The sequence below is a fragment of the Streptomyces sp. NPDC006512 genome (genome assembly GCF_040611935.1).
In the GTDB taxonomy this organism is placed as follows: Bacteria; Actinomycetota; Actinomycetes; order Streptomycetales; family Streptomycetaceae; genus Streptomyces.
The window spans coordinates 110,312-134,280 of sequence record NZ_JBEXPG010000021.1; the positions used below are offsets into that span (position 1 = coordinate 110,312).

Genomic DNA, 23,969 nt, shown 5'->3' on the forward strand with positions numbered 1-23,969 from the left:
GCTCACTTCCTTGCGGGTCCGCGTCACCGGCCGTCGTGCGCGGGGCAGCAGCCGTCGCGGAGCATCTGGTCCAGCACGGCGCCCCAGCCCTCCCCGGACGGGACCGCGGTGGCCGGGGCGTGCCGGGCGCCTTCGAGTCCGGCGCGTTCGTGGAGGGTTCCGCCGCGCACGGCCGACCGTACGCGGATCAGGTCGGCGAAGTCGGCGAAGGGGTCCCCGTCGATGACGGTGAGGTCGGCGATCTTGCCGGTTTCGACCGTGCCGAGCCGGTCCGCGACGCCGAACACGCGGGCCGGGGCGAGGGTGGCGGTGGTGAGGGCCTCGGCCGGGGAGAAGCCGTACCGGTGCAGGGCGCGCAGGCAGAGGTGGAGGTGGAGGCCGACCGGGGTGAGCGGGGCGTCGGTGCCGAGGACGACGCGGCCGCCGCCCGCGAGGACGGCGCGGTAGGCGGCGACCTCCCGTTCCAGAACGGCGTCCTGCTCGGCGCTCGGCGGCCGGGCGGCCGCGGCCCGTACGGCTTCCACGTCCCAGGGCGGCATCAGGGCGGTCACCCTGGGGTCGGTGGCCGTCGCCGGGTCGGCGCCGAGCAGCGGCAGGGCCGTGAACGGGGTGGCGATGAGGTCGAACGCGCCGTGGGCGTAGACCTCCACGGTGTCCTGGTAGGTGTGGCCGCGGGAGGTCGCGCCGTGGCCGTGCTCGGCCCGTTCGGTGGCGACGAGGTGCGTCGTCAGGTCCTGGCCGCTCTGGATGCCGGGGGCGCACAGGTGGGAGCCGGCGAGGACGCCGAGCCGCTCGTGCGCGAAGCGGGCCGCCTCGGCCATCAGCTCGTACGGGGCCCGGACGTAGGTTTTGACGAAGTCCCAGTCCAGGGCTTCGGCGCGGGCCAGGGAGCGGGCGAGTCCGGCCCGGGTGCGGTGCGCCCGGCCCATGCTGTAGGCGACCCGGGAGCCGTCGAGGAGTTCCCCGCCGGCCAGCATCCGGGGGGCCCGGAGCAGCCCGGCGCGGATGTCCTCACGGAGCCGGGCCTGTTCGTGGGCGGAGCCGCCGAGGGAGACGGTGGTGGTGACGCCGTAGGCGAGGTGGAGCAGGCCCTGGCGGGCTCCGTAGGTGTACGGGTACGGGTGGACGTGGGAGTCCCACAGGCCCGGCAGGACGGTGCCGGTGGAGGCGTCGACGCTGCGGGCCGCGCGCCGGGCGGACCGGTGCGGCCGGTGCGGTTCGACGGCGGTGATCCGTCCGTCCCGGATGAGGACGTCGACGTCGGCGCGGGGCGGGGAGCCGGTGCCGTCCCACAGCAGTCCGGCGTGGACGACGGTGTCGACGGGCGCGGGGCGGCGGTGGTTCAGGGAGACGGGCACGGTCCGGGGCGGTCCGGCGGGCGTACCGGTTCCGTCGAGGGTGAGCAGGCGCAGCCGGGCGCCGCTCTGGTAGAGGAGGGTGCGGCCGTCCGCCGACCAGGAGGGGTGGTCGGCGCTCTCCTCGGTGACCTGGCGGGCGGGTCCGGCGGGGGCGCCGTCGGGGGTGACGGGCAGCAGCCAGAGCGCGGACTCGGCGACGCAGGCGAGGAAGCGGCCGTCGGGCGACCAGACGGGGCCGGAGGCGTAGCGGTCGGACAGGGAGGCGTGCGGAGCGAGCGGGTGGAGGCGGTCCGCGCCGGTGACGGTGTCGACGATCCGGATCAGGTTGTGGCCCTCGCGGAAGCGCCGGTTGAGCCTGTTGCGGTCGCAGAGGGCGACGTACCGGCCGTCGGGCGACCAGCTGGGCGGGCCGGGCAGGCCGCCCCCGCCGAGGGCGGTTGCCAGCGGGGTCTCGGCGCCGGTGGTGAGGTCGCGGACGAGGAGGCGGCCGGACAGGTCGAGGGCGGCGAGGCGCCCGCCGTCCGGGGAGGGGGTTCCGTAGACGCGGCCGCCGGGGGCGAGGACGGTTTCGCGGCCGTCGGCGAGTTCCCGGCGGCGTACGGTGTTCAGCCCGTCGCGGTCGTCGGTGTAGACCAGGGCCCTGCCGTCCGGGGTCCACACCGGCCCCTGGACGTAGGCGGTGACGGGCGCCTGGACGATCCTGCGCGGGACTCCCGTGGTGACGGGCGCGACCCAGAGGGCGTTCAGGGCGGCGAAGGCGACGCTGCGGCCGTCGGGCGAGAGGCTGGGCAGGTGGATGCCGAGCACCGGACGGTTCCGCTCGGCCTCCAGGACGTACTCCTTGACCCGGTAGCGGGGCCGGGTCACTTCGAGGGTGGCGTCGAGGGGGATCTCCCGGCCGACCGGGTCGCGGTGGGGGCGGATCAGCCGGAACCGGCCGTCGAGGGTGACCAGGAGGCTGTCGTCGCCGGTCCAGCGCGGGGGCGCGGGTGCCAGGTCGCCGTCGAGGGCGACGGGGCGGCCGTCCACGTACAGCGTGTGGAGTTCGGCCTTGCGCGGGCCGGGGGCGGCGGACAGCCAGGCGGTGCGCCCGGCCGGGGAGAGCGCCGGGGCGAGCAGGCCGCCCTCGCTCACGGTGTGTTCGGTCCGTACGGTGCCGGTCGCGTCGGCGGCGACGGAGGCGAGGGTGCGGGCGGTCAGGGTCTCCCCGGTGAGGGTGGCGCGGACGAACAGCACCCGGGTGCCGTCCGCCGACCAGACGGGGTCGAAGTCCTCCCAGGCGCCGTCCTGGCCGGGCCCGGTCTGCCCGGGCAGACCGGTCAGGCGGCGCGGGGGCCCGCCGGTGAGGCCCGCGGTCCAGATCCGGTACGGGCAGCCCGTCACGGGGTCGCCGCCGCGTTCGGAGCAGAAGGCGAGGGTGCGGCCGTCGGGGGACCAGGCGGGCGCGCGGTGGTCGAAGGGGCCGTCGGTGAGCCGGCGCAGACCGGATCCGTCGGCGCGCATCACCCAGATGTGGAAGGCGCCGCCGCGGTAGGCGCTCATCGCCACGTGGCGGCCGTCCGGGGAGAACACGGGGCGGCCCGGTTCCAGGTCGGGCGGGGTGAGGGCGGTGGCGGGCGAGCCGTCCGGCGGGAGCGACCAGAGGACGTTCTGCACCTCGGCCACGACGTGCCGCCCGTCGGCGGTGGCGGTCGCCGCGCCGTTGGTGGCCCGGGTGAAGCGGAGCCGGAGCCGGTACCCGGGCGGCGCGGCCGCCGCCAGGGCCGCCGCCGCCCCGGCCGGGGCCGCCGGTGCCGTGGCGGCCGGTGTCGTCGCCGGGTGCGCGGGGGCCGGGACCGCTTCGGCCGGGGAGCGGCCGAGGAGCGCCGTCAGGGCGCCCGCCGAAGCCGCCTGGAGTACCGTCCTTCGTCCGACCCGCAACCCGACCACTCCGCTCGCCTCGCGCACCCGCTTGCGCCGCACGGAGTCCGTACGGCGGCCGCCCCGTCAGCCATCCGAACGATCAAGGCCCGGTTCCGGCAACGGCCCGCGTGCCAAGGGCGTCCGGACGGGGGCCGGGTCCGGGGCCTCGCGGAGGGTCCGGGCGGCGAGGGCGGCGGCCGCGCAGAACAGGACGGGCAGCAGGAGGGCCAGGTCGAGGGAGACGAGGTCGGCGAGCGGCCCGATCACGGCGGGTCCGGCGAGCATGCCCAGGTATCCGAGGCCCGCGACGCGGGAGACGTTGGCGCCGGCGCGGTCCGGGTCGGCGTGTCCGGCCGCGCTGAACAGCTGCGGTACGCAGCCCGCGAGGCCCGCCCCGAAGAGGGTCCAGCCGGCCAGGGCGAGCGGGACGCCGGGCGCGGCCACGGCCAGGGTCAGGCCGGCGGCGGCGAGGGCGCAGCCGTGGCGCAGGACGGCGGCGGGTCCGATCCGTGCGGCGAGCCGGTCGGTCAGGAGGCGGCCGACGGTCATGGCGGTGGCGAAGGAACCGTAGGCGAGGGCCGCGGTGGCGGCGGGGGCGCCGAGGGCGTCCCGCAGGTGCAGGGCGCTCCAGTCGTTGGCCACGCCCTCGCACAGCATGAGCATGAAGGCGAGGACGGCCAGGAACCCGATGCGCGGGGCGGCGCCCCGGCCGGCCCCGGCGGTGGTCTCCGGTTCCGGGGTGGCCGTGGCGGGCTCGGGGGAGGAAGCGGGCAGCAGCGCGGGAGCGGCCAGGGCGGCGACGGCGAGAGCGCCGAGGGCGGTGGCGGTGAGGGCCGCGGTGACGCCGAGTCCCCGGCCCAGCGCGAGGGCTCCGGCCAGCGCGGCGAGGACGCCGCCGATGGAGAAGACGGCGTGGAAGGCGGACATGACGGGCCGCCCGTACCCGCGCTCGACCCGCACGGCGTGGGTGTTCATGCCGACGTCGAGGCAGCCGTTGCCGAAGCCGAGGACGAACAGGGCCGCGCCCAGGGTCCAGGCGTCGCGGGCGAGTGCGGGCAGGACCAGCGCGGCGCCGCACAGGGCGGCGCTGACGGGTACGGCGGCCCTGGCGCCGAACCGGTCGGTGAGCGGCCCGGCCAGCCGCATTCCGGCGAAGGCTCCGCCTCCGAGGAGCAGCAGGAGCCAGCCGAGCAGGGCGTGTCCGATGCCGGTGCGGGCCTCCACGGCGGGGATGTGCACGATCCACATGCCCATGACGAAGCCGTTCAGGGCGAAGTAGACGAAGGTGGCCAGTCTTGCCCGGCGCAGTGATGTCTCCATACGAACGAACATAACGCACATGATTCATGTTCGTACATTGCCTTTCGAACATCGATGTTGTTCAATGTGGGTATGAGTACAGACCGTTTGAGGCAGATCACCGAGGCCGTGCGCGAGAACGGCCGGCGCAGCGTCGCCGAACTCGCGGAGCTCACCGGCGCCTCCGAGATGACGATCCGGCGCGATCTGGAGGCCCTGGCCGACCAAGGGGTGCTGGAGCGGTACCGGGGCGGGGCGCGGAGCCTGCTGCTGCGCGGGGAGGAGGTCCCCTTCGCGCTCCGCGCCCAGGACGGGCCGGAGGCGAAGCGGCGCATCGCCGCCGAGGTCGCCGGCCTGATCGCCGACGGCGAGTCCGTCGTCCTCGACAGCGGCACCACCTGTCTGGAGGTGGCCCGCGCTCTGCACGACCGCCGGCTGACCGTCGTCCCGCTGTCCCTGCACGCCGCCAACGCCCTCGCCGACGCGCCCCGCCTGACGCTGCTGCTGCCCGGCGGGGCGCCCCGCCGCGGCGAGCTCGCGCTGACCGGCCCGCTGACCGAGGCCTCCCTCGCCGCGCTGCGCTTCGACACCGCCGTCATCGGCTGCTGCGGTCTGACCGCCGCCGACGGTCTCACCGCCTACGACCTGGCCGACGCCGCCGTCAAGCGGGCGGCGATCGCCTCGTCCCGCCGCGTCATCGCCGTCGCCGAGGGCGCGAAGCTCTCCCGTACGGCGCTCGCGCACGTCCTGCCCGCCGCGGCGCTGCACGCCGTCGTGACCGACGAGGCCGCTCCCGCCGACGCGGTCGACGCGCTCGCCGCCGCCGGCGTCACCGTACGGAAGGTGTGAGGAGATGCCCTCGAACCCGCCCCCGGTGCTGCTCTTCGACCTCTTCGGGGTCATCGCCCGCCACCAGTCCCCGGGGGGCCGCGCACGGCTCACGGAGACGGCGGGCGTGGCCGCGGCGCCCTTCTGGGAGGCCTACTGGGCGCTGCGTCCCGACTACGACCGCGGTGACGTCGACGGCCCCGCGTACTGGAGGCGGGTGGCCGACTCGCTGGGGACCCGGTTCGACGCGGAGACGACCGCCCGGCTCGTCGAGGAGGACGTCGCGAGCTGGAGCGCGGTCGACGAGCGGATGGTGGACCTGGTCGGCGAACTGGCTTCCGCCGGGCGGCGGACCGCCCTGCTGTCCAACATCCCCGAGGAGCTCGCCGTCCACTACGAACGGCACCGGCCCTGGCTGGCACGGTTCGAGGTACGGGCCTTCTCCTGCCGCATCCGCCACGCCAAGCCGGAACCGGACGCCTACCGGTGGTGTCTGACGGCCCTCGGCGCCGAACCGGGGCAGGTCCTCTTCGTCGACGACCGGCAGGAGAACGTCGAGGCCGCCCGGGCGCTCGGGATGCGCGGCCACCTCTTCACCGGCCCCGACGCCCTCACCGAGGCCCTCGCCGCGGATCCGGTGCCGCGCCCGGGGGCGTGAGCGGCGGACCGCTCCGGGCGGGCGGCGGCGTGCCGAAGCCGTTCCCGCGCGCGACGATGGGGGGATGGACGGCTCTCTCGGTGAGGTCAGCACCCCGGGGCGGGTCGCGGACGACGGGGAGGGGATCAGCGCGCAGGAACTGGCGCTCGCGGCCCGCAACCACGGACTCCCGCTGGAGGCCCTGCGCTACGAGGTGACCCCGGCCGGGCTGCACTACGTACTGGTCCACTACGACATCCCCGCCGCGGAGGCCGGCACCTGGCGGCTGTCCGTCGGCGGGCGGGTCCGGACCCCGCTGGACTTGGACGTGGCGGCGCTGCGCGCGCTCCCCGCCGTCACCCACCGGGTCACGATGGAGTGCGCGGGCAACGGCCGGGCACGGCTGCTGCCCCGGCCCGTCAGCCAGCCCTGGCTGGTCGAGGCGGTGGGCACCGCGGAGTGGACGGGCGTGCCGCTGCGGACGGTGCTCGCCGAGGCCGGGGTGCTGCCGGACGCCGTCGAGGCCGTGTTCACGGGCGCCGACCACGGGGTCGAGCGGGGCGTCGAGCAGGACTACCGGCGCAGCCTGCCCGTGCGGGTGGCCACCGGGGAGGACCCGCCGGTGCTGATCGCGTACGCGATGAACGGCGGGCCGCTGCCGCCGCAGCACGGCCACCCGCTGCGGCTGGTCGTACCCGGCTGGTACGGCATGGCGCACGTGAAGTGGCTGCGGGACATCACCCTGGCCGACGCCCCGTTCACCGGTTTCCAGCAGAGCGTGGCCTACCGGTACCGGCAGGCCCCCGACGACCCGGGCGTGGCGGTGACCCGGATGCTGCCGCGCGCGCTACTGGTTCCGCCGGGCTTCCCCGACTTCATGTCGCGGGTCCGCGTCGTGCGGCCGGGCCCGGTGCGTCTGGCGGGGCGGGCCTGGTCGGGGGGCGGGCCCGTCGTACGGGTGGAGGTGAGTGCGGACGGGGGCGCCGGCTGGGCGAGGGCGCGGCTCGCGCCGCGGGAGCCGGGCGGGTGGGCCTGGCAGGCGTGGCGGTACGACTGGACGGCGACGCCCGGCCGCCACACCCTCTCGGCCCGCGCCACCGATGCGGAAGGGCGTACGCAGCCCCTGGAACAGCCCTGGAACCGCGGAGGGTTTGGCAACAACCTCGTCCAGCGGGTCCCGGTGCTGTGCTGCCGCTGAGCGCCACGGCTCAGGCCAGCAGCTCGGGCCCGTTGTTGCGGACGTTGTTCACGGCGGTGGACACCGCGCGGACGTCCAGCCGGCCGGCCGCGGGGGCGGTGAGGAGGGCGCGCAGGTCGTGCGGGTCCTGGTGGGCGGGGTCGAGCCAGGTGTCGTAGTCGGCGGGGGCGAGCGCCAGCGGCATCCGGGGGTGGACGCGGCCGGCGGCGTCGGTGGCCTCGGTGGTGATGACGGTGCAGGTAGCCCACCACGCGGCCGGGTCGTCCCCGTCGGTGACGGACGGGTCGCGCCAGAACTCGTACAGGCCCGCCATCGCCATGACGGAGCCGTCCTCGGGGCGGATGAAGTACGGCTGCTTGTACGCCTTGGCCCGGTCGGTGGCCGCGACGGGCTGCCACTCGTAGAAGCCGTCGGCGGGCAGCAGGCAGCGGCGCTTGGCGAACGCCCGGCGGTAGGCGGGCTTCTCCTCCACCGTCTCCACCCTGGCGTTGATCATTCTGGCCCCGCCTGACGGGGACTTCGACCAGGACGGCACCAGTCCCCAGCGCAGGGGCCGCAGCTGCCGCTCCAGTACGCCGGTCTCCCGGTCCGCGCGCTCCAGCACCGCCCAGACGGGGTCGGTGGGGGCGACGTTCCAGCTGGGCGGGAGCACCGGGCCGGTCTCCCGCCGGGTGACCTGGAACAGGCCGGTCAGGTCCTCGGGGCTGCGGGTGGAAGCGTAACGGCCGCACATGCCACCCAGCCTGCCACGCCCGGGCCCCCTCGCGCGTCAGGCGCCGCACCCGGTGGCGGTCCCGCGGCCCCGGCGGGGGCGGGCGGGCGGTAGCGTGCCGTCGGGATGGCATGTCCCACTCATCCACCGGGCAGCGAGGTACCCATGGCACACGAGAACACGGTCGCCCCCGCCGGGCGGGTGCGGCGGCTGGAGGAGGACGTCGTGGTCGCCGCCTCCCCGGCGGAGGTCCACCGGCTCGTCTCCGACCTGCGGAACATGGGCCGCTGGAGCCCCGAATGCCGGCGGGTGTGGGTTCCCCGCCGGCCCGCCCGGGCCGGCAGCGCCTTCGTCGGGTTCAACCGGCGGGGGCCCTTCCTGTGGTTCACCACCGGGCGGATCACCGCGCTCCGCGCGCCCGTGGCCCCGGACGGTACGGGCGAGTTCACCTTCGACGTCGGCGTCTTCGGTCTGCCCATCGCCCGGTGGGGCTACCGCTTCGTGCCCGAGGGCGACGGCACCCGCGTCACCGAGACCTGGGAGGACCTCCGCAGCGGACGCGGCTCCCGTACCGCCGACGCCCTGGGCGCCGTCTTCGCGGGGACCACCCCGCAGCGCCGCGTGGCCGTCAACCGGGCGGGGATGCGGACCACCCTCGCCCGCATCGCCGCCGCCTGCGGACCCCGTACGGGCGGGGCCTGAGACGACGGCCCGTATGGGACGACGGCCTGCCCGGGGCGGCGGGTCCCGTGGTCGCGGTGACGGTCCTCAGCGGGGCGCGCCGGTCTTCAGGCGGCGCCGTCCTTGAGGGAACGGCCGAACTGCTCGTCCAGGACGGACAGCCGGCGCCAGTACTCGTCCTCGTCGATCTCGCCGGACGCGAAGCGGCGCCCGAGGATCGCGATCGGCGAGCTCCCGCCGTACGCGGCTCCCCGGTCCCGCCACGGCGCCCGGCGGCCGAGCCCGCCGGTGCGGCGGAACACGGTGACGACGCCGATCACGACCGCCGCCCAGATCAGCGGGAAGAACAGGATCCACGGGCCGGGCCCGTCGTACGCGAGGGTGGTGAGGGTGTTCATGTCGGTTCAGCTCCTCGGAAGCGGGGACTTTTCGTCGTGCTCCGAGACTCGCTCCGGGAAGGGGTCCGGGGCGTCGTACGGCCGGCTGCACTGCGGCTACTCCCCCGGGAGTACCCGCGCCCGGGCGGGTCAGCCCAGCCAGCCGGGTCTGACCAGGCCGGACTCGTAGGCCAGGACGACCAGTTGGGCGCGGTCCCGGGCCCCGAGCTTGAGCATCGTCCGGCTGACGTGTGTCTTGGCGGTGAGCGGGCTGACGACCAGGCGCCGGGCGATCTCCTCGTTGGACAGGCCCATGCCGACCAGGGCCATCACCTCCCGCTCCCGGTCCGTCAGCCGGTCCAGGCCGGCGCCCGCGCCGGTCGCGGCGGGCCGCTTGGAGCGGGCCGCGAACTCCGCGATCAGCCGACGGGTGACGCCCGGGGACAGCAGGGCGTCACCGTCGACCACCGCTCTCACCGCGCGCAGCAGTTCCTCCGGTTCGGTGTCCTTGACGAGGAAGCCGGAGGCACCGGAGCGGATCGCCTCGAAGACGTACTCGTCGAGCTCGAAGGTGGTGAGCATGACGACCCGGACGGCGGCCAGCGCCGCCTCCTCGGTGATCTCGCGGGTGGCCGCGAGCCCGTCAAGCACGGGCATCCGGATGTCCATGAGGACGACGTCGGGAAGCAGTTCCCGCACGAGCCCGAGGCACTCCCGGCCGTCGGCCGCCTCCCCCACGACCTCGATGTCGGGCTGGGCATCGAGGAGGGCACGGAAGCCGGCCCGTACGAGGAGCTGGTCGTCGGCGAGCAGCACACGGATCACGGCGCCCCCTCGGGCGGGGCGGCCTTCAGCGGGAGTCGCGCGACGACCCGGAAGCCGCCGTCCGGCCTCGGTCCGGCCTCGACGCTGCCGCCGAGGGCGCCGGCCCGTTCGCGCATCCCGATGAGTCCGTTGCCGCCGCCTTCCGCGCCCTCGGGGGTGTGGGGCGCGGTGGCGGGGCCGTCGTCCTCGACCCGCAGTTCCAGGGAGCGGGGCTGCCAGTCGAGGCGGAGGCCGGCGGTGCGCGAACCGGAGTGCCGTACGACGTTGGTCAGGGCCTCCTGGAGGATGCGGAACGCGGCGAGGTCGGCTCCGGGCGGCAGCGGGCGCGCCCGCCCCCTGGTCTCGGACCTCACGGTCAGCCCGGCGGCGGCGGCCTGTTCGAGGAGTTCGGGCAGGCGGTCGAGGCCGGGGGCGGGGGCGCGGGGGGCGTCGCCGGGGGTGCGGAGCGTGTCGAGGACCTGCCGCACCTCTCCCAGGGCCTCCTTGCTGGCCGTTTTGATCGTGGTGAGCGCGGTGCGGGCCTGTTCGGGGTCGGAGTCGAGCAGGGCCAGGCCGACCCCGGCCTGCACGTTGATCACCGAAATGCTGTGGGCCAGGATGTCGTGCAGTTCGCGGGCGATCCGCAGCCGCTCCCCGTCCGCCCGGCGTCGGTCGGCGGCCGCCCGCTCGGCCCGCTCCCGGGCCCACTGTTCCCTGCGGACGCGGACCAGTTCGGAGACGGCGAGGACCGCGAGGATCCAGGCGGCGACGCCCAGCTCCTGGGCCCAGGGCGCGGGACCGTCACCGGCGGGCGGCAGCCACCGGTAGAGCCAGTGCCCGATGAGGAGGTGGCCCGCCCAGAACAGGGCGACCGCGCCCCATGCGGCTCTGCGGTGACCGGCGATGACGGCCGCGAAGCAGGCCACGGCGAGGCTGATGAAGACCGGGCCGTAGGGGAACCCGGCACCGAGGTAGACCAGGGTGACGGCGCTGACCCCGTACACCACGGCCACCGGATACCGGTGCCGGACGACGAGCAGCGCGGGCCCGAGCAGCAACAGGAGACGGGGGAACCATCCCAGGTCCGCCCCGTCGCCCTGGGCCCGCGCGGCCCACCCCGAGCCGATCTGCGCGAGGACGGCGACGAGCAGCGCGGACCGCCAGGCCGGGCCCCGCCCCGCCCGCTCGGCCCACCGTCGCCACGGTGGCCCCTGATGCCCGCGCCGCTCTTCCATACGGCCACGCTAGACCGCACCCCAGGTCACCGGCGTCACCCCGGCGTAGCGTTTCCCCCGTACTCCCCTGGTAGTACCTGGTCGTACGCGAGGTGGTGAACCTGGTGGTGCGTCCGGTGGTGCGCCCCCTGCACCGCGCCCCGGATGCGTGCGCGTCGGCTCGGCGCCAGGGTGGAGGCATGGAGCACGCACCGGTGGTCGTACACCGCATCTCGCCGTCCGGCGGCCGCCGGGTGTCCCTGCGCGCCCAAGGCCGCGAGACGGTCCTCGGCGTCGCGCACGGCGACGGCGACGTGATCGAGTTCCTGCGGCGCGCGGAGGTGCCCGACCCCGACGAACTGGTGCTGGGCGGGGCCTCCCGGCTCCTGGAGTGGCAGGGCGACGGTCCGCACGTCTACGAGGCCGAACCGACGTCCTCCGACGTGCCCTGACAGCGGCCCGGCCTGGCCCGGCCCGCGTCCCGGCCCCGGTCCCGGCCCGGGCTCCGGCCTGCCGGACTGCCGAATTCCGGCCAAATCATGTTGTGCTCATGACATCTCAAGACCCCTGTGGGACTCTCCGTGGCGCGCGCACTCCGCACCGCCCTCGCACCACACCCCCACAAGGACGTGTCAAGGAGGAGCGACATGAAGCACCTCGCGAAACTCGCCGTGACGATGACGGCCGTCGCGGCCGCGCTCGGCGCCGCCACCACCGCCGCGGCGGCCGGTGACGCCGCCGACCAGAAGGCCGACGGCGTCATCGTGGTCGCGGGCAACACCTGCACCTGGACCAACGCGAGCACCAGCGCCACCCCGCCGAGCGCCCTCACCGTCGACCGCACCACGATCAACAAGCCCGGAGGCAACCTCGCCTGCGGTGGCGGCCTCAACGCCTCCCTCAACAACAACCCGGCGTTCACCTTCGACGACACCGCCGCCACCGCGCGGACCGACCTCATCGACATCACCGGCCAGCAGAGCTTCATCTCCTGTCGCTACAAGGCCGCGAACATCGTCTGGGACCGCGACGGAACCACCCGCAAGTACCTGAACCGGGCCTTCAACGCCACCAAGGCCTCGGGCAGCTTCCTGTGCCCGGCCACCGTCACCACCCCGGCCGGCGGCGCCTCCATGCTGTTCCGCTGACCGGCGCTCCTGCCGGGCCGGCCACCCACCGGCCCGGCAGGACGCCCCGGGCACCCCCCGGCCGCCACGACCGGGTCGCAGGCCCGGGCACGGGGCCGCAGCATGGAAGCACGCGCCCTGGACGAGGAGGCCGGTCATGGCCGAGGAGGACCCCCCTCCGTCAGCCGCCGGCCCCCTGGTGGGGTCCGCGGCGGCGGGAGGCTTGCTCGACGTCCTCGGCGTGGCCTCCGTGGTCCTCGACGACGAGGGCCGGATCAGGCTGTGGAGCCCGCAGGCCGAAACCCTGTTCGGATACCCTGCCGCGGAGGCCCTGGGACGGTACGCCGCACAGCTGCTGGTCGACGAGGACCACCGCGACGAGGTGCTGGCCCTGTTCGCCCACGTGATGACGGGCGAAGGCGCATGGGCCGGGTCCTTCCCCATACGGCACCGCGACGGCCGCTCGGTGCTCGTCGAGTTCCGGAACATGCGCCTGGAGGCCGACAGCGGCCGGCGGTACGCGCTCGGCCTGGCGTCCGAGCAGGCCACGCTGCGCCGCGTCGAACGCGACCTAGCCCTCTCGCTGCGCCTGGTCGACCAGTCCCCCATCGGCCTGGCCGTCCTCGACACGGACCTGCGCTACGTCCTGGTCAACCCCGCCCTGGAGCGGATCAACGGCGTGCCCGCGGAACGGCACCTGGGGCAGCGGCTCGGGGAGATCCTGCCCTTCCTCGACGCGCACGCCGTCGAGACGCGGATGCGCCGGGTCATGGAGACCGGCGTACCGATGCTCGACGAGTTCACCACCGGCCGCATCCCCGGCGACAGCGAGGGCGAACACGCCTGGCTGACCTCGATCTACCGGCTCGACGACCAGGCCTCCCGGGTCATCGGGGTCGCCGTGTCGGTCGTGGACGTGACCGAGCAGCACCGGACGGCCACGGCGGCCGCGCACGCCCGCCGCCGCCTGTCCCTGATCGCCGACGCCTCCGTCCGCATCGGCACCACCCTCGACCTGGACATCACCGCCCGGGAGCTGGCCGACGTCGTGGTCCCGGAGGTCGCCGACATCGCCGCCGTCGACGTGCTCGACACCATCCTCACGGGCACGCGGCCGGGCGGGGCCCTACAGGACGGGTCCGTACGGTTCCGCGCGCTCGCGGTGAAGGCGGCCTACCGCAATCCGGCCGAGGAGGCCGCCGACCCCGTCGGGGAGGTGGCGCTGTACGGTCCGGGCCGGCTGGTCTCCCGCTGCGTCCGTACGGGCCGGCCGGTCCTCGTACCCCGGGTCCTCCCGGCGGACCTGCCGCGCATCGCCCGCGACGAGGACGCGGCCCGCCTCCTGGGCGCCGCCGGACTGCACTCCTACCTGGCGGTCCCGCTGATCGCCCGCGGCCAGGTCCTCGGCGCGCTCGACCTCAAGCGGGCCCGCAACCAGGTGCCCTTCAGCCAGGACGACGTCCTGCTCGCCTCCGAACTCGCCGCGCACGCGGCCGTGTCCATCGACAACGCCCGCTGGTACCAGCGCGAGCGGCACGCCGCCCTCGCCCTCCAGCGCCACCTGCTGCCGCAGGACCCCCGGACCGCCCCCGGTCTGGACATCGCCTACCGCTACCAGCCGGCCGGGGCCGCGGACGAGACCGGCGGCGACTGGTTCGACGTCGTCCCGCTGCCCGGGGACCGGACCGCGCTGGTCGTCGGCGACGTCATGGGCAGCGGCATCAACGCCGCCGCCACCATGGGGCAGCTGCGCGCCACCGCCCGCGCCCTGGCCCGCCTCGGGCTCGAACCCGCTACGGTCCTCACCCACCTGGACGCGGCGACCGCCGACCTCGGCGAGGCGATGGCCACCTGCGTGTACGGCGTCTACGACCCGCACACCCGCCAGTGCCACATCTCCACCGCCGGCCACCTGCCGCCCGTCCACCTGCGCCCCGGCCGTCACCCCCAGCTGCTGCGCCTGAAGACGGCGGTCCCCCTCGGCGTCGGCGGCGTCCCCTTCGGCACCACGACCGTGCACCTGGGCCCCGGCGACGAGCTGGTCCTGTACACGGACGGGCTGGTCGAGACCCGCGACCAGGACATCGACACCCGCCTGCTCACCCTGACCGACCTCCTCGCGGGGCCGCACCGCCCGATCGAGGAGACCTGCGACCTGCTGCTCTCGGCGCTGCGCCGCCCCGACACCCACGACGACGTGGCCCTGCTCATCGCCCGCACCCACACCTAGGGGGTGCCGTCAAAGTCCGGTCTGCCCGTGCGGCGGGCGGGCCCGGATCCGGGCGGCGAGGACGGCGACGTCGTCCTCCGCGTGCTGCGCGTCCAGACCGGCGACGACGGCGTCCGCGGCCTCCGCGACTCCCCCGCCGGCCGGGATCCGCAGCGCCGTGAGGCGGGCCAGGGAGGCGTCGATGTCCTCACCGCGGCGCTCGACCATCCCGTCCGTGTAGAGCAGCAGGGTGTCCTCCTCGCCGAGGGGGTGGGCCACCGACTCGTACCCGCCCAGTCCCGTGCCCAGCGGCGGTCCGACGGGGACGTCGACGAGCCGGCCCGTCCCGTCCGCGGCGAACACCGCGGGCGGCAGGTGCCCGGCGCTGGCGTACACGGCCGTGCCGCGCGCGGGGTCGACCCGCACCAGCAGGCAGGTCGCGGGGCGGCGGGCCGGGTCCTCGGCGACGAGCGCGTCGAGCTGGCGCAGCACCCGGTGGGGGGCCAGGTCGGTGGAGGCGACCTCGCGCAGGGTGGAGCGGTAGGCGTTCATGTCCACCGCGGCATCGAGGCCGTGGCCCATGACGTCGCCGACGACCAGCAGGGTCCGGCCGAAGTGGAGCCGTACGGTCTCGAACCAGTCGCCGCCGACGAGGGCGCTCGTCCCGACGGGCAGGTAGCGGCCGGCGACCAGGAGGTTGGGGTGCGGGCGGCCGGGGTCCGCCACGAGGGCCCGCTGGAGGTTCAGGGCGACGCTCTCGGTGGCGGCGAGCCGCCGCGCGTGGCGGACGTGCACGGCGGTGACCCGGGCCGCGAAGTGCAGGGCGGCCGCCTCGGCGTCGGTGAATCCCGTGCCAGTGCGCACGGCGAGGACGGTTCCGTACGAGGTGCCCTGCCGGGCGAGGGCGACGGACAGGCCGTGCACCGGGGCGCTGCCCGGGCGCAGGGTCCAGCTGCGCAGCGGGTGTCCCTCGTCGACGGCGCGGACGGCGGGCCGCCCGCCCTGGAGCGGGTCGCGCAGCAGGTGGCCGACCCCGGCCACGGCGACGCGTTCGGTGCGGCCCTCGACGGTCACGTCCACGGCCGCCGCGTCGCACAGGGTGCGGAACAGGAACGCGGCCAGCTCCCGGCAGGTGGTGCGTTCGTCGTCGGTCGTGCCGATCGCTTCGAGGGCTTCGGCGGGGGCGCGCAGGTGGTGGTGCGCGCCGTCGCGGTCCGACACAGTGCCTCCGCCCGGCGGGCGGCCCCGTGCGGGCCGCCGGTCGGTCCATTCCACCAGCCGCGGCCGCGGGCGGGCGGGGCAGCGCGCCGGGGGTTCAGCGCGGCGGGGTGAGCCGCTCCCACAGGAAGGTGTGGACGAGGGCTTCGTTGAAGGCGGTCTGCGCGTGGTCGGTGGCGCCGGCGTGGCCGCCGCCGAGGTGTTCGTGGAAGAGCACGGGGTGGCCGTGTTCCCGGAGGCGGGCGGCCATCTTCCGTGCGTGTCCGGGGTGGACGCGGTCGTCGCGGGTGGAGGTGAGCAGGAGGAGCGGCGGGTACGGGGGTCCGTCGGCGCGGATCTGGTGGTAGGGGGAGATCCGCTCCAGGTGGGGCCGGTCGGCGGGGTCGTCCGGGTTGCCGTATTCGGCGGTCCAGCTGGCTCCGGCGAGGAGCTTGTGGAAGCGGAGCATGTCCAGGAGCGGTACGTGGGCGACGGCCGCGCCGAACAGTTCCGGGTCGCGGGTGAGCAGGGCGCCCATGAGGAGGCCGCCGTTGCTGCCGCCCTCGATGCCGAGCTGGGCGGGGGTGGTGACGCCCCGGTCGGTGAGGTCGCGGGCGACGGCGGCGAAGTCCTCGAAGGCCCGGACGCGGTGGGCGCCGAGGGCGGCCTGGTGCCAGGCGGGCCCGTACTCGCCGCCGCCGCGGATGCCGGCGACGACGTACGTGCCGCCGCGCGCGAGCCAGGTGCGGCCCGTGACAGCGCTGTAGTGCGGGACGAGGGGGATCTCGAAGCCGCCGTACCCGTAGAGGAGGGTGGGGCCGGGGCCGGGCCGGTCCTCGGGGCCGATGACGAAGTACGGCACGCGCGTGCCGTCCGCGGAGGTCGCGAAGTGCCGGCTGACGGCGAGGCCGGCGGTGTCGAAGAGGGCCGGGCCCTGCTTGACGCTCTCGCCGCCGTCCTGGGTGCCGGCGGTGCCGCGGTGGAGGGTGGCGGGCTGGAGGAAGCCGGAGACGTTCAGGAAGTACTCGTCGCTCACGTCGGGGTCGGTGCACACGACGGAGGCCGTGGACAGCGGCGGCACCCCGGCGAGGGGCGCCCGGTCCCAGCCGTCGGGGCCGGGGGTGAGGAGCTCCAGGCGGGAGGTGACGTCGGCGCGGACGGCGAGGAGGAGGTGGTTGCGGGTCCAGCTGTAGTCGGCGAGGGCGGTGCGCTCGTCGGGGGCGAACAGGACGGCGGGTTCCCTCTTGCCGGCCCGGTAGTCCTCGAAGTCGAAGGCGAGGAGGGTGCCGGTGGCGTGGCCGAGCCACGGCGACCTGGTGGTGACCAGCAGCCATTCTCGGTGGACGGAAGCGGCCGCGTCGTCGGGTACGTCGATCCGCTGGGGCGGGGCTCCGGCCTCCTGCGGGAGGAGGAACAGCCGCTGGTTCCAGAAGTCGATCTGGCGGTGGACGAAGTCCCGTTCGAAGCCGGGCGTGTCGTCGTGCCAGCCGCTGGCGGAGAGGTCGGAGGGTTCTCCCTCGTAGACGAGCTCGGCCTGGTCGAGGGGGGTGCCGCGGCGCCAGCGGCGCACCTGGAGGGGGTAGCCGGACGTGGACATCGTGCCGGGGCCGAAGTCCGTCCCGATCCAGACGTGGTCGTGGTCGATCCAGCCGATGCGGGTCTTGGCCTCCGCGACCTCGAAGCCGCCCTCGACGAACTCCTTGGATTCCAGGTCGAACTCGCGGACCACGCCGGCGTCCGCGCCGTCGCGCGAGAGCAGGAGCAGGGCGTGCCGGTGGTCGGGGGCGAGGACGCGGCTGCCGGCCCAGGACCACTTCTCGCCCTCGGCGTCGGCGAGGGCGTCCAGGTCGAGGACGGTTTCCCAGGCGGGCTGCTCGGTGCGGTACTCCTCCAGGGTGGTGCGCCGCCAGATGCCGCGGACGTGGTCGGCGTCCTGCCGGAAGTTGTAGAGGTGGCGGCCCCGGCGGACCGGGTACGGGATCCGGCCGTCGTCGTCCAGGACCTCGCGCACCTCCCGCTCCAGCAGCTTGAAGGCGCTGTTCCCGGTGACCGCGGCCACGGTTTCGGCGTTGCGTTCCCGGACCCAGCCGAGGGCGGCCTCGCCGGTCACGTCCTCCAGCCAGAGGTACGGGTCGTTGGGGGCTTCTTCGCTCATCCACCGATTGTGCCGCAGGCGGGGCGGGCCGTCCGGCCGACGGACGGGAACGGCCGCACCCCGCCCGCGGGGCGGCCGTTGCCAGGGCCTACGGTGGTCGGCCGGGGAGAGGAGTGACCATGGGGGCACTGGAATTGCCGCGCGAGTACCGGCCGGGCAGGGGCGGGACGATCACGACTCTGATCATCCTCGCCCTCAAGAGCGGCTTGTTCCTGTTCATCATGTGGACCGAGGAGCTCTTCTCCCGTGACGTGATGGTCTGGGTGAGCGTGGCGCTGGCCCTCTTCGTCCTGCCGATCATGGTCCGCGCGCCGTGGACCGTCACCGTGGCCGACCACAGCGGTATCCGGCACCGGGGGATCTTCCTGACGCGCCGGATCCCCTGGACGGAGATCGAGGACATCAGGGTCGCCACCCCGCGCGGGCCCGGCAACAGGGCCAATCCGTACGCGTACGCCTACCTGACGGGCGGCAAGCGCAAGCTGCTGATGCACGTCGGCGACGGGGAAGCCGGACTGGCCGGCGAGGTCGCGTTCCTGCGTGCGGCCCTGGCCCGGTCGGTCGGCACGGACCCGGTGCCGGACACCCCCGCCGCCTGACCGCCGGGGGCCGCCCTCACCCGGTGCCGTGACCGGAACCGTGCGTGGCTGGTGCCGTGACCGGAACTAGTCGAGGAGGCCGAAGCCCTCCGGGAACTCCTCCAGGAACTCGCGGCGGGCCGGGTCGGCTTCGGCTTCGGCCATCGCCCCGAGCATGTCGCCCAGTTCGCCGCGCTGCTCCCCCGACAGTTCGCCCACGAGCTGGGCCACGCCCTCCAGGACCTTGACGGCGTCGTCCGCGTCCAGCGGCTCTTCCTCGCTGTCCTCGACGAAGCGCAGTACGTCGACCAGGGCCTCGGCCAGGGCATGGGTCAGGGACGGGTACACGGGCATGAGGGGGATCTCCCAGCGGGTTCATGACGACAGAGCCCGCTCATCCCACCACGCGCCTCCGACAACCCGAGCCCCGGGGCCGGGGTTTCCTCAGGCGGACCGCTGGTGGAGGCCGTCCAGAAGGGCCAGTTCGGTCTCGGAGAGGCGCAGGGTGCCCGCGGCGACGTTGGCGGTGAGGTGGTCGGGGTTGCCGGTGCCGGGGATGGCCAGCAGGTGCGGGCCGCGGTGCAGGGTCCAGGCCAGGCGGACCTGCGCCGGGCTCGCGCCGTGGGCCCGCGCGACGGTGAGGACCTCCTCGCTCTCGGCGCCGCTCGCGCCGCCCTCGCGGCCGGTGGTGGCGATCGAGTAGAACGGTACGAAGGCGATGCCCTCCTCGCCGCAGAACCGTACGAACTCGTCCTGGTCCGGCCGCATTCCGATGCCGTACGGGTTCTGCACGCAGACGACCGGTGCGATGGTGCGGGCCTCGGCGAGCTGTTCCGGGGTGACGTTGGAGACGCCGAGGTGGCGGATGAGGCCGGCCTCGCGGAGCTCGGCGAGGACGCCGAAGCGTTCGGCGAGGGAGTCGGTGCCGAGGATGCGCAGGTTCACGAGGTCGAGGTGGTCCCGGCCGAGCTGGCGCAGGTTCTCCTCGACCTGCCCGCGCAGCTGCGCGGGTCCGGCGTGCGCCGCCCATTCGCCGGACAGGTCGCGGGCCGGGCCGACCTTGGTGGCGATGACCAGGTCGTCCGGATAGGGGCCACCCAGGGCGCTGTTGATGAGCTCGTTGGCGGAGCGCAGCGAGGAGAAGTAGAACGCGGCGGTGTCGATGTGGTTGACGCCGAGTTCGACGGCCTTGCGCAGGACGCCGATGGCGCGGTCGCGGTCGCCCGGAACGGCGTCGGCGCGCAGCGCCGGACCGTTCTGGGGCAGGCGCATCGCGCCGAAGCCGATGCGGTTGACCTCCATGTCGCCGAGCTTCCAGGTGCCCGAGGCCGATGCGTTGATCGTTTCTGTGGTCATGCCGGGGATGATCGCCCATGCGGCGCTCCGGCCGCCACCGGGATTGGCGTGCGGTGGCGGCCGGGCCCGGCTGTCAGCCCCGCCGGGCGCGCAGGACGCGGAAGGCGGTGTACAGGGCGAGTGCCGTCAGGGCCAGGACGGTGGTGGTTTCGATGAGCTGGGTCTGCCAGTAGTGCGACACGGGGTGGTAGTCGGCGTACCGGCCGGTGACCTGGAGGTCGGCGGGACAGACGCCCATGCCGCCGGAGCGTTCGCGGCAGGCCCATGAGGGCAGCCGCTCGCCCGTGGCGGTGAGGAGTCCCGAGTCGACCAGGAAGGAGGAGCGCGGCAGCGCGAGGTCCGCGTACTCGGACAACGGGGTGGTCCTGGTCACCGGGGTGAGGACCGACCAGCGCAGGTACCCGAACAGCACGAGGACCAGGCCCGTGACACCGCCCGCCACCAGCATGGCGGGCAGCGTGCGCCGCAGCCACTGGCCGACGACGGCTCCGACTCCCACGCCCAGCAGGCAGTAGGCGACGATGACCGGGCCGGTGGCCTCGTACGTGCCCCGGTCGGCCCAGGAGAGCTGGTGGCTGCCCGCCACCGGAGCCCAGCCGAGGCGGTACACGCCGATCATGGCGGCCGCGCACCCCGCCGAAACCACCGCGGCGACCACGGTCTTCGAGGCGAGCCAGGCCTTCGGGGTCGTCGACTGGGTCAGGGCGAGCCGGTAGGTGCCGCTCTCCGTCTCCCGGGCCAGCATCGGGCCGGCCACGAACGCCGCCACCAGCACCGGCAGGAGCAGCATGCCGCGGCCCGCCCCCTCCATGGCGATGCGCAGCATGCTGTACCAGCGGTTCGGGTACAGCGTTCCCGGTTCTGAGGCCAGCAGTCGCAGGGCGACGGCGGCGACGAGGGCGGCGGCGACGGCGACGGGCAGCGCCCACAGGGCGCGCCGGTGCTGGCGGACCGCGACCCAGCGCGGGCCGTTCAGGGTCAGGGCGCTCATCCCCGCACCGCCCCGGTGGCGGCGGGACGGACGTCGAGGGCCGGGACGGCGAGGGCCGGGGCGTCGGGGGCGCGGAGGTGCGCGAGCAAGAGTTCCTCCAGGGTCGGGTAGGCGGTCTGCCACGTCCCGGGGGCTATCGGGCCCCCCGGCCTTACGAGGGTGACCAGTTGACGGCCGGTGGTGCGGGATTCGACGACGGTGTGCGCGGCGAGCTCGCCCGCGGCCGCGGCGGGGCCGGTCAGCAGGCGGTGGCTCGCGATGACGTCCTCGATGGGGCCGGAGAGGCGGATCCGGCCGCCGTCGACGAGGAGCAGGTGGTCGCAGGCGCCTTCCAGCTCGGTCAGGAGGTGCGAGGACATCACCACGGAGGTGCCGTTCTCGGCGGCGTCGCCCATGAGCGTGCCCATGAGCTGCTGCCGGGCGAGGGGGTCGAGGTCGGCCATCGGCTCGTCCAGCAGGAGCAGGGCGGGCCGCTTGGCCAGGGCGAGCGCCAGGGCGACGCGGGTGCGCTGGCCCCCGGAGAGGGACCGGACCCGGGTGTCCTCCCGGAGCCCGCCGGCTTCGACGATCCGCGCCGCCTTCCCGGCGTCCCAGCGCTCCGGGTTGAGCTCGCGCCCCATGCGCAGGGTCTCGCCGATGGTCAGCTGCGGGTACAGGGGCTTGTCCTGGGCCACGTACGCCGTCGTCGCCCGCGACGCCGACGTACCGATGACGCCCTCGGTCGGCCGCACCAGTCCCGCCGCGAGCGTCAGGAGCGAGGACTTGCCCGCTCCGTTCGGGCCGACGAGGGCGCAGACGCGCCCCTCGGGGAGCCGGAAGGAGCAGTCGCGCAGCGCCCAGGCCCCTCGTCGTCCGTAGCGCAGACCCAGGCCTTCGGCCTCGATCACCATGTCCGTCACGCGTCGTCCCCCTTGAAGTGTGCGTCGAGTACGGCGGTGAAAAGGGCGGCGGCGTCGTCCCGTGCCAGACCCGAGTCACTGGCCCGTCGTGCCCAGTCCGCCAGTTCGGCCCACAGCGGCGAGTCGGCCGGTGCGGCGCCCAGGGACTTTCGGACGAAGGTGCCCAGGCCGCGCCGCGCCTCGACGAGGCCCTCACGTTCCAGCTCCCGGTAGGCCTTGAGGACCGTGTTCGGGTTGATGGCGGTCGCCTCGACGACCTCCCGCGCGGTGGGGAGCTTGTCCCCGGGCACCAACAGGCCCAGGCGCAGGGCCTGTTTGGTCTGCTGGACGATCTGGAGGTACGTGGCCATGCCGCTGCGCCGGTCGATGCGGTATTCCAGCACGCCCCATCACCACCCTTTCACTAATTAAGTAGTGAAAGGGTGGTGCATCGAGCGGACATCTGTCAACCCGTCAGGAGTAGACACTGTCTACTCACGCCTGGTAGACAGTGTCCATGGAATCCGGGAGCCCGCTCCGCGAGCGGTTGATCGACGTCGGGGTGGAACTGGTCACGGCCGAGGGGAGCGGCGCCGTGGGACTGCGGGAGATCGCCCGGCGCGCCGGGGTCTCGCACGGCGCGCCGCGGCGGTACTTCCCCACGCACCGGGCCCTGTTGTCGGCCATCGCCCGGCGCGGGTTCGCCGACCTCGGCGCCCGCTTCGCCGCCGGGGGCGCCGAGGACGCCGCCCCGCGCGAGCGGGTGCGGGTACTGGCGACGGCGTACGTCGGCTACGCGCTGGAGCAGCGGGGCATGTTCGAGCTGATGTTCCGTCACGACCTGCTCGACAGCACGGGGGACGAGCCGTCGGACGGGCCGCGGCTGCGGGAGTCGACCCTGCCCCTGTTCGCCCTGCTCGTCGGTCTCGCCTCCCGGTGCGGGGCGCGGGAGCCCGAGGTGACCGCCGCCGCCCTGTGGGCCAACCTGCACGGACTGGCGCAGCTGTGGGCGTCGGGCAGTCTCCCGCTCGTCCTGGAGGACGGCGCGCGGGCCGGCGTCGACCGGCTCGTGGGCGCCGCCCTGGACGCCCACCTCGGCCCGGAGCCGGCGTGAGGCGGCATCTCGCGCTCCTGGTGAGCGTGAGCGCGGCCATGCTCGTCGCCCTCGACGGCACGGTGCTGATCGTGGTCCAGCCCGCCCTGCGGCGCGACCTCGGGGCGAGCGCGGCGCAGGTGCAGTGGACGAGTACCGCCTACCTGCTCACGGTCGCGGCGTTCCTGGTCATCGCCGGACGTCTGGGCGACCGGTACGGGCACACCCGGCTGCTGCTGACCGGCGTACTGGGGTTCGCGGCGGCCTCGGCGGGGATCGCGCTCGCGCCCGGCGTGGGCTGGGTCATCGCGCTGCGCGCCCTCCAGGGGCTGTTCGGGGCGCTGATGCAGCCCGCCACGCTCGCGCTGCTGCGCCTCGCCTATCCGCCGGAGCGGCTGGCCACGCCGGTGGCGGTGCGGACCGGCGCGATCGGGCTGGCCGCGGCGGCGGGGCCGCTGCTGGGCGGGGTGGTCGTCGCGCAGCTGGGCTGGCGGGCGGTGTTCCTGGTCAACGTGCCGGTGGCCGTGGTCATCGCCGTCCTCGCGGCGGCCGTACGGGTTCCCGCGCCGCCCCGCACCGGGCCGGCTCCGATGGGCGTGGCGGGACCGGCGCTGCTCGCGGCGGCCGTCGCGGCGGCGGTGTACGCGCTGACCGGGGCAGCGGAGCACGGCTGGACTGCCTCGGGAACCCTGCTCGGCTTCGGGGCGGCGGCCGGTCTCGCGGTGCTGTTCGTACGGGGCGAGCGGCGCGGGCCCCGGCCGCTGGTGCCGGCCGCGGTGGCCCGGTCGAGGCCGGTCGCGGCGTCGATGGCGCTGCTGCTGGCCGTGTCGGCCGGGATGTTCGGGGCGCTGTTCACGGCGACGTTCCTGCTCCAGGACGTACGGGGGCTGGACCCGCTGGAGACGGGGCTGCGGGTGCTGCCGATGACCGCGCTGATGGTGGCCGGGGCGCCGGTGGCGGGGGCCGCGCTGCGCCGGCTGGGGCCCCGGTGTACGGCGCTGGCCGGGACGGTGCTGGTGGTGGCCGGGATCGCGGGACTGGGCTCGGGCGGACCGGTGGCGTTCGGGGTGCTGGGCGCCGGGTTCACGGCCGTGATGGTCACCGCGACGGCCTCCGTCGTGGGTGATGCCCCGCCCGGCTACGCGGGGGTCGTGGGCGGGCTCAAGCAGACCGCGATGAACGTGGGTCCGGCCCTCGGGATCGCCGTGGCGGCCGGTACGGGCGCCGGGGCCGCGGGCCCGGCGGCGGCGGACGCCGCCGGCCGGACCCTCGTCGGGCTCGCCGCGCTGGCCGCCGTCGGTCTGCCGGCGGCCGCGGCGCTGCCGGGCCGCGACCGCCCGGCGGCGCCCGGCGCCTCCCGCGGGGCCCGGCCCGG

At 75.2% G+C, this 23,969-nt stretch carries 23 protein-coding genes; 10 read left to right on the top strand and 13 right to left on the bottom strand.

Translation table 11 applies throughout. The annotated features are described in order from the left end of the window. Positions 1–23 precede the first annotated feature (23 nt). Together ABZZ17_RS16940 and ABZZ17_RS16945 are read right to left on the bottom strand one after the other, a co-directional pair. Complete coding sequence (locus ABZZ17_RS16940; protein ID WP_356876628.1) at positions 24–3,320, bottom strand: amidohydrolase family protein; 3,297 nt, start codon at positions 3,318–3,320, stop codon at positions 24–26. A 24-nt stretch (positions 3,321–3,344) separates the two neighbouring features. Then, the gene (locus ABZZ17_RS16945; protein ID WP_356876630.1) at positions 3,345–4,580 is read right to left on the bottom strand and encodes an MFS transporter; all 1,236 of its coding nucleotides are present in this window, start codon (positions 4,578–4,580) and stop codon (positions 3,345–3,347) included. A gap of 72 nt (positions 4,581–4,652) precedes the next feature. Here ABZZ17_RS16945 and ABZZ17_RS16950 point away from each other — a divergent pair, with 72 nt between their 5' ends. The 3 genes from ABZZ17_RS16950 (at position 4,653) to ABZZ17_RS16960 (ending at position 7,222) form a co-directional block, all read left to right on the top strand. Next, a complete protein-coding gene (locus ABZZ17_RS16950; RefSeq protein WP_356876632.1) occupies positions 4,653–5,408 on the top strand; it encodes a DeoR/GlpR family DNA-binding transcription regulator in 756 nt (251 codons plus the stop codon). 4 nt (positions 5,409–5,412) lie between these two features. Continuing rightward, positions 5,413–6,045 (top strand): HAD family phosphatase, encoded by a 633-nt coding sequence (locus ABZZ17_RS16955; RefSeq protein WP_356876634.1) that lies wholly within the window; start codon positions 5,413–5,415, stop codon positions 6,043–6,045. A gap of 64 nt (positions 6,046–6,109) precedes the next feature. Next, positions 6,110–7,222 (top strand): sulfite oxidase, encoded by a 1,113-nt coding sequence (locus ABZZ17_RS16960; protein WP_356876636.1) that lies wholly within the window; start codon positions 6,110–6,112, stop codon positions 7,220–7,222. 10 nt (positions 7,223–7,232) lie between these two features. Here the strand turns inward: ABZZ17_RS16960 and ABZZ17_RS16965 are convergent, their stop codons facing one another. Next, positions 7,233–7,955 (bottom strand): SOS response-associated peptidase, encoded by a 723-nt coding sequence (locus ABZZ17_RS16965; protein WP_356876638.1) that lies wholly within the window; start codon positions 7,953–7,955, stop codon positions 7,233–7,235. Positions 7,956–8,099: 144 nt separating this feature from the next. Between ABZZ17_RS16965 and ABZZ17_RS16970 the strand changes: the two genes are divergently transcribed. Continuing rightward, complete coding sequence (locus ABZZ17_RS16970) at positions 8,100–8,636, top strand: SRPBCC family protein (protein WP_356876640.1); 537 nt, start codon at positions 8,100–8,102, stop codon at positions 8,634–8,636. Between the two features lie 86 nt (positions 8,637–8,722). Here ABZZ17_RS16970 and ABZZ17_RS16975 read toward each other — a convergent pair whose 3' ends face one another. From ABZZ17_RS16975 to ABZZ17_RS16985, 3 genes are all read right to left on the bottom strand, one after another. Continuing rightward, positions 8,723–9,013 (bottom strand): SHOCT domain-containing protein, encoded by a 291-nt coding sequence (locus ABZZ17_RS16975; protein WP_356876642.1) that lies wholly within the window; start codon positions 9,011–9,013, stop codon positions 8,723–8,725. 129 nt (positions 9,014–9,142) lie between these two features. Beyond that, entirely contained in the window at positions 9,143–9,817 is a 675-nt protein-coding gene (locus ABZZ17_RS16980) for a response regulator transcription factor (RefSeq protein WP_356876644.1), read from the bottom strand. Then, positions 9,814–11,031 (bottom strand): sensor histidine kinase, encoded by a 1,218-nt coding sequence (locus ABZZ17_RS16985; protein ID WP_356876646.1) that lies wholly within the window; start codon positions 11,029–11,031, stop codon positions 9,814–9,816. The genes ABZZ17_RS16980 and ABZZ17_RS16985 overlap by 4 nt, the downstream gene beginning before the upstream one ends. 179 nt (positions 11,032–11,210) lie before the next feature. On the opposite strand from ABZZ17_RS16985, the gene ABZZ17_RS16990 reads away from it, so the two are divergent. The 3 genes from ABZZ17_RS16990 (at position 11,211) to ABZZ17_RS17000 (ending at position 14,367) form a co-directional block, all read left to right on the top strand. Next, positions 11,211–11,462 carry a hypothetical protein gene (locus ABZZ17_RS16990; protein WP_356876648.1) on the top strand — a complete coding sequence of 84 codons (252 nt, stop codon included), beginning with the start codon at positions 11,211–11,213 and terminating at the stop codon, positions 11,460–11,462. Between the two features lie 195 nt (positions 11,463–11,657). Beyond that, positions 11,658–12,158, top strand: coding sequence for a hypothetical protein (locus tag ABZZ17_RS16995; protein ID WP_356876650.1), 501 nt, complete (start codon positions 11,658–11,660; stop codon positions 12,156–12,158). A 136-nt stretch (positions 12,159–12,294) separates the two neighbouring features. Next, positions 12,295–14,367: a SpoIIE family protein phosphatase gene (locus tag ABZZ17_RS17000; protein WP_356876652.1), complete on the top strand. Its 2,073-nt coding sequence runs from the start codon at positions 12,295–12,297 to the stop codon at positions 14,365–14,367. Positions 14,368–14,376: 9 nt separating this feature from the next. Here ABZZ17_RS17000 and ABZZ17_RS17005 read toward each other — a convergent pair whose 3' ends face one another. Both ABZZ17_RS17005 and ABZZ17_RS17010 read right to left on the bottom strand, forming a co-directional pair. Next, on the bottom strand, positions 14,377–15,567 hold the full coding sequence (locus tag ABZZ17_RS17005) for a PP2C family protein-serine/threonine phosphatase (RefSeq protein ID WP_356876654.1): 1,191 nt from the start codon (positions 15,565–15,567) through the stop codon (positions 14,377–14,379). A 94-nt stretch (positions 15,568–15,661) separates the two neighbouring features. After that, positions 15,662–17,698, bottom strand: coding sequence for a prolyl oligopeptidase family serine peptidase (locus ABZZ17_RS17010; protein WP_356876656.1), 2,037 nt, complete (start codon positions 17,696–17,698; stop codon positions 15,662–15,664). 119 nt (positions 17,699–17,817) lie between these two features. Between ABZZ17_RS17010 and ABZZ17_RS17015 the strand changes: the two genes are divergently transcribed. Beyond that, positions 17,818–18,297 carry a PH domain-containing protein gene (locus ABZZ17_RS17015; RefSeq protein ID WP_356876658.1) on the top strand — a complete coding sequence of 160 codons (480 nt, stop codon included), beginning with the start codon at positions 17,818–17,820 and terminating at the stop codon, positions 18,295–18,297. 66 nt (positions 18,298–18,363) lie between these two features. Here ABZZ17_RS17015 and ABZZ17_RS17020 read toward each other — a convergent pair whose 3' ends face one another. The 5 genes from ABZZ17_RS17020 to ABZZ17_RS17040 all read right to left on the bottom strand — a co-directional run bounded on the left by ABZZ17_RS17020 (position 18,364) and on the right by ABZZ17_RS17040 (position 21,905). Further along, complete coding sequence (locus tag ABZZ17_RS17020; protein ID WP_356876660.1) at positions 18,364–18,630, bottom strand: hypothetical protein; 267 nt, start codon at positions 18,628–18,630, stop codon at positions 18,364–18,366. Between the two features lie 90 nt (positions 18,631–18,720). After that, entirely contained in the window at positions 18,721–19,632 is a 912-nt protein-coding gene (locus ABZZ17_RS17025) for an oxidoreductase (protein ID WP_356876662.1), read from the bottom strand. 73 nt (positions 19,633–19,705) lie between these two features. Next, entirely contained in the window at positions 19,706–20,623 is a 918-nt protein-coding gene (locus ABZZ17_RS17030; RefSeq protein WP_356876664.1) for an ABC transporter permease, read from the bottom strand. Continuing rightward, positions 20,620–21,522 (bottom strand): ABC transporter ATP-binding protein, encoded by a 903-nt coding sequence (locus ABZZ17_RS17035; protein WP_356876666.1) that lies wholly within the window; start codon positions 21,520–21,522, stop codon positions 20,620–20,622. The genes ABZZ17_RS17030 and ABZZ17_RS17035 overlap by 4 nt, the downstream gene beginning before the upstream one ends. After that, positions 21,519–21,905: a GntR family transcriptional regulator gene (locus ABZZ17_RS17040; RefSeq protein WP_356876668.1), complete on the bottom strand. Its 387-nt coding sequence runs from the start codon at positions 21,903–21,905 to the stop codon at positions 21,519–21,521. The genes ABZZ17_RS17035 and ABZZ17_RS17040 overlap by 4 nt, the downstream gene beginning before the upstream one ends. 113 nt (positions 21,906–22,018) lie before the next feature. Here ABZZ17_RS17040 and ABZZ17_RS17045 point away from each other — a divergent pair, with 113 nt between their 5' ends. Both ABZZ17_RS17045 and ABZZ17_RS17050 read left to right on the top strand, forming a co-directional pair. Further along, entirely contained in the window at positions 22,019–22,615 is a 597-nt protein-coding gene (locus ABZZ17_RS17045) for a TetR/AcrR family transcriptional regulator (RefSeq protein ID WP_356876670.1), read from the top strand. 38 nt (positions 22,616–22,653) lie between these two features. Further along, on the top strand, positions 22,654–23,969 hold a 1,316-nt coding region (locus ABZZ17_RS17050), incomplete at its 3' end, for an MFS transporter (protein ID WP_356876686.1).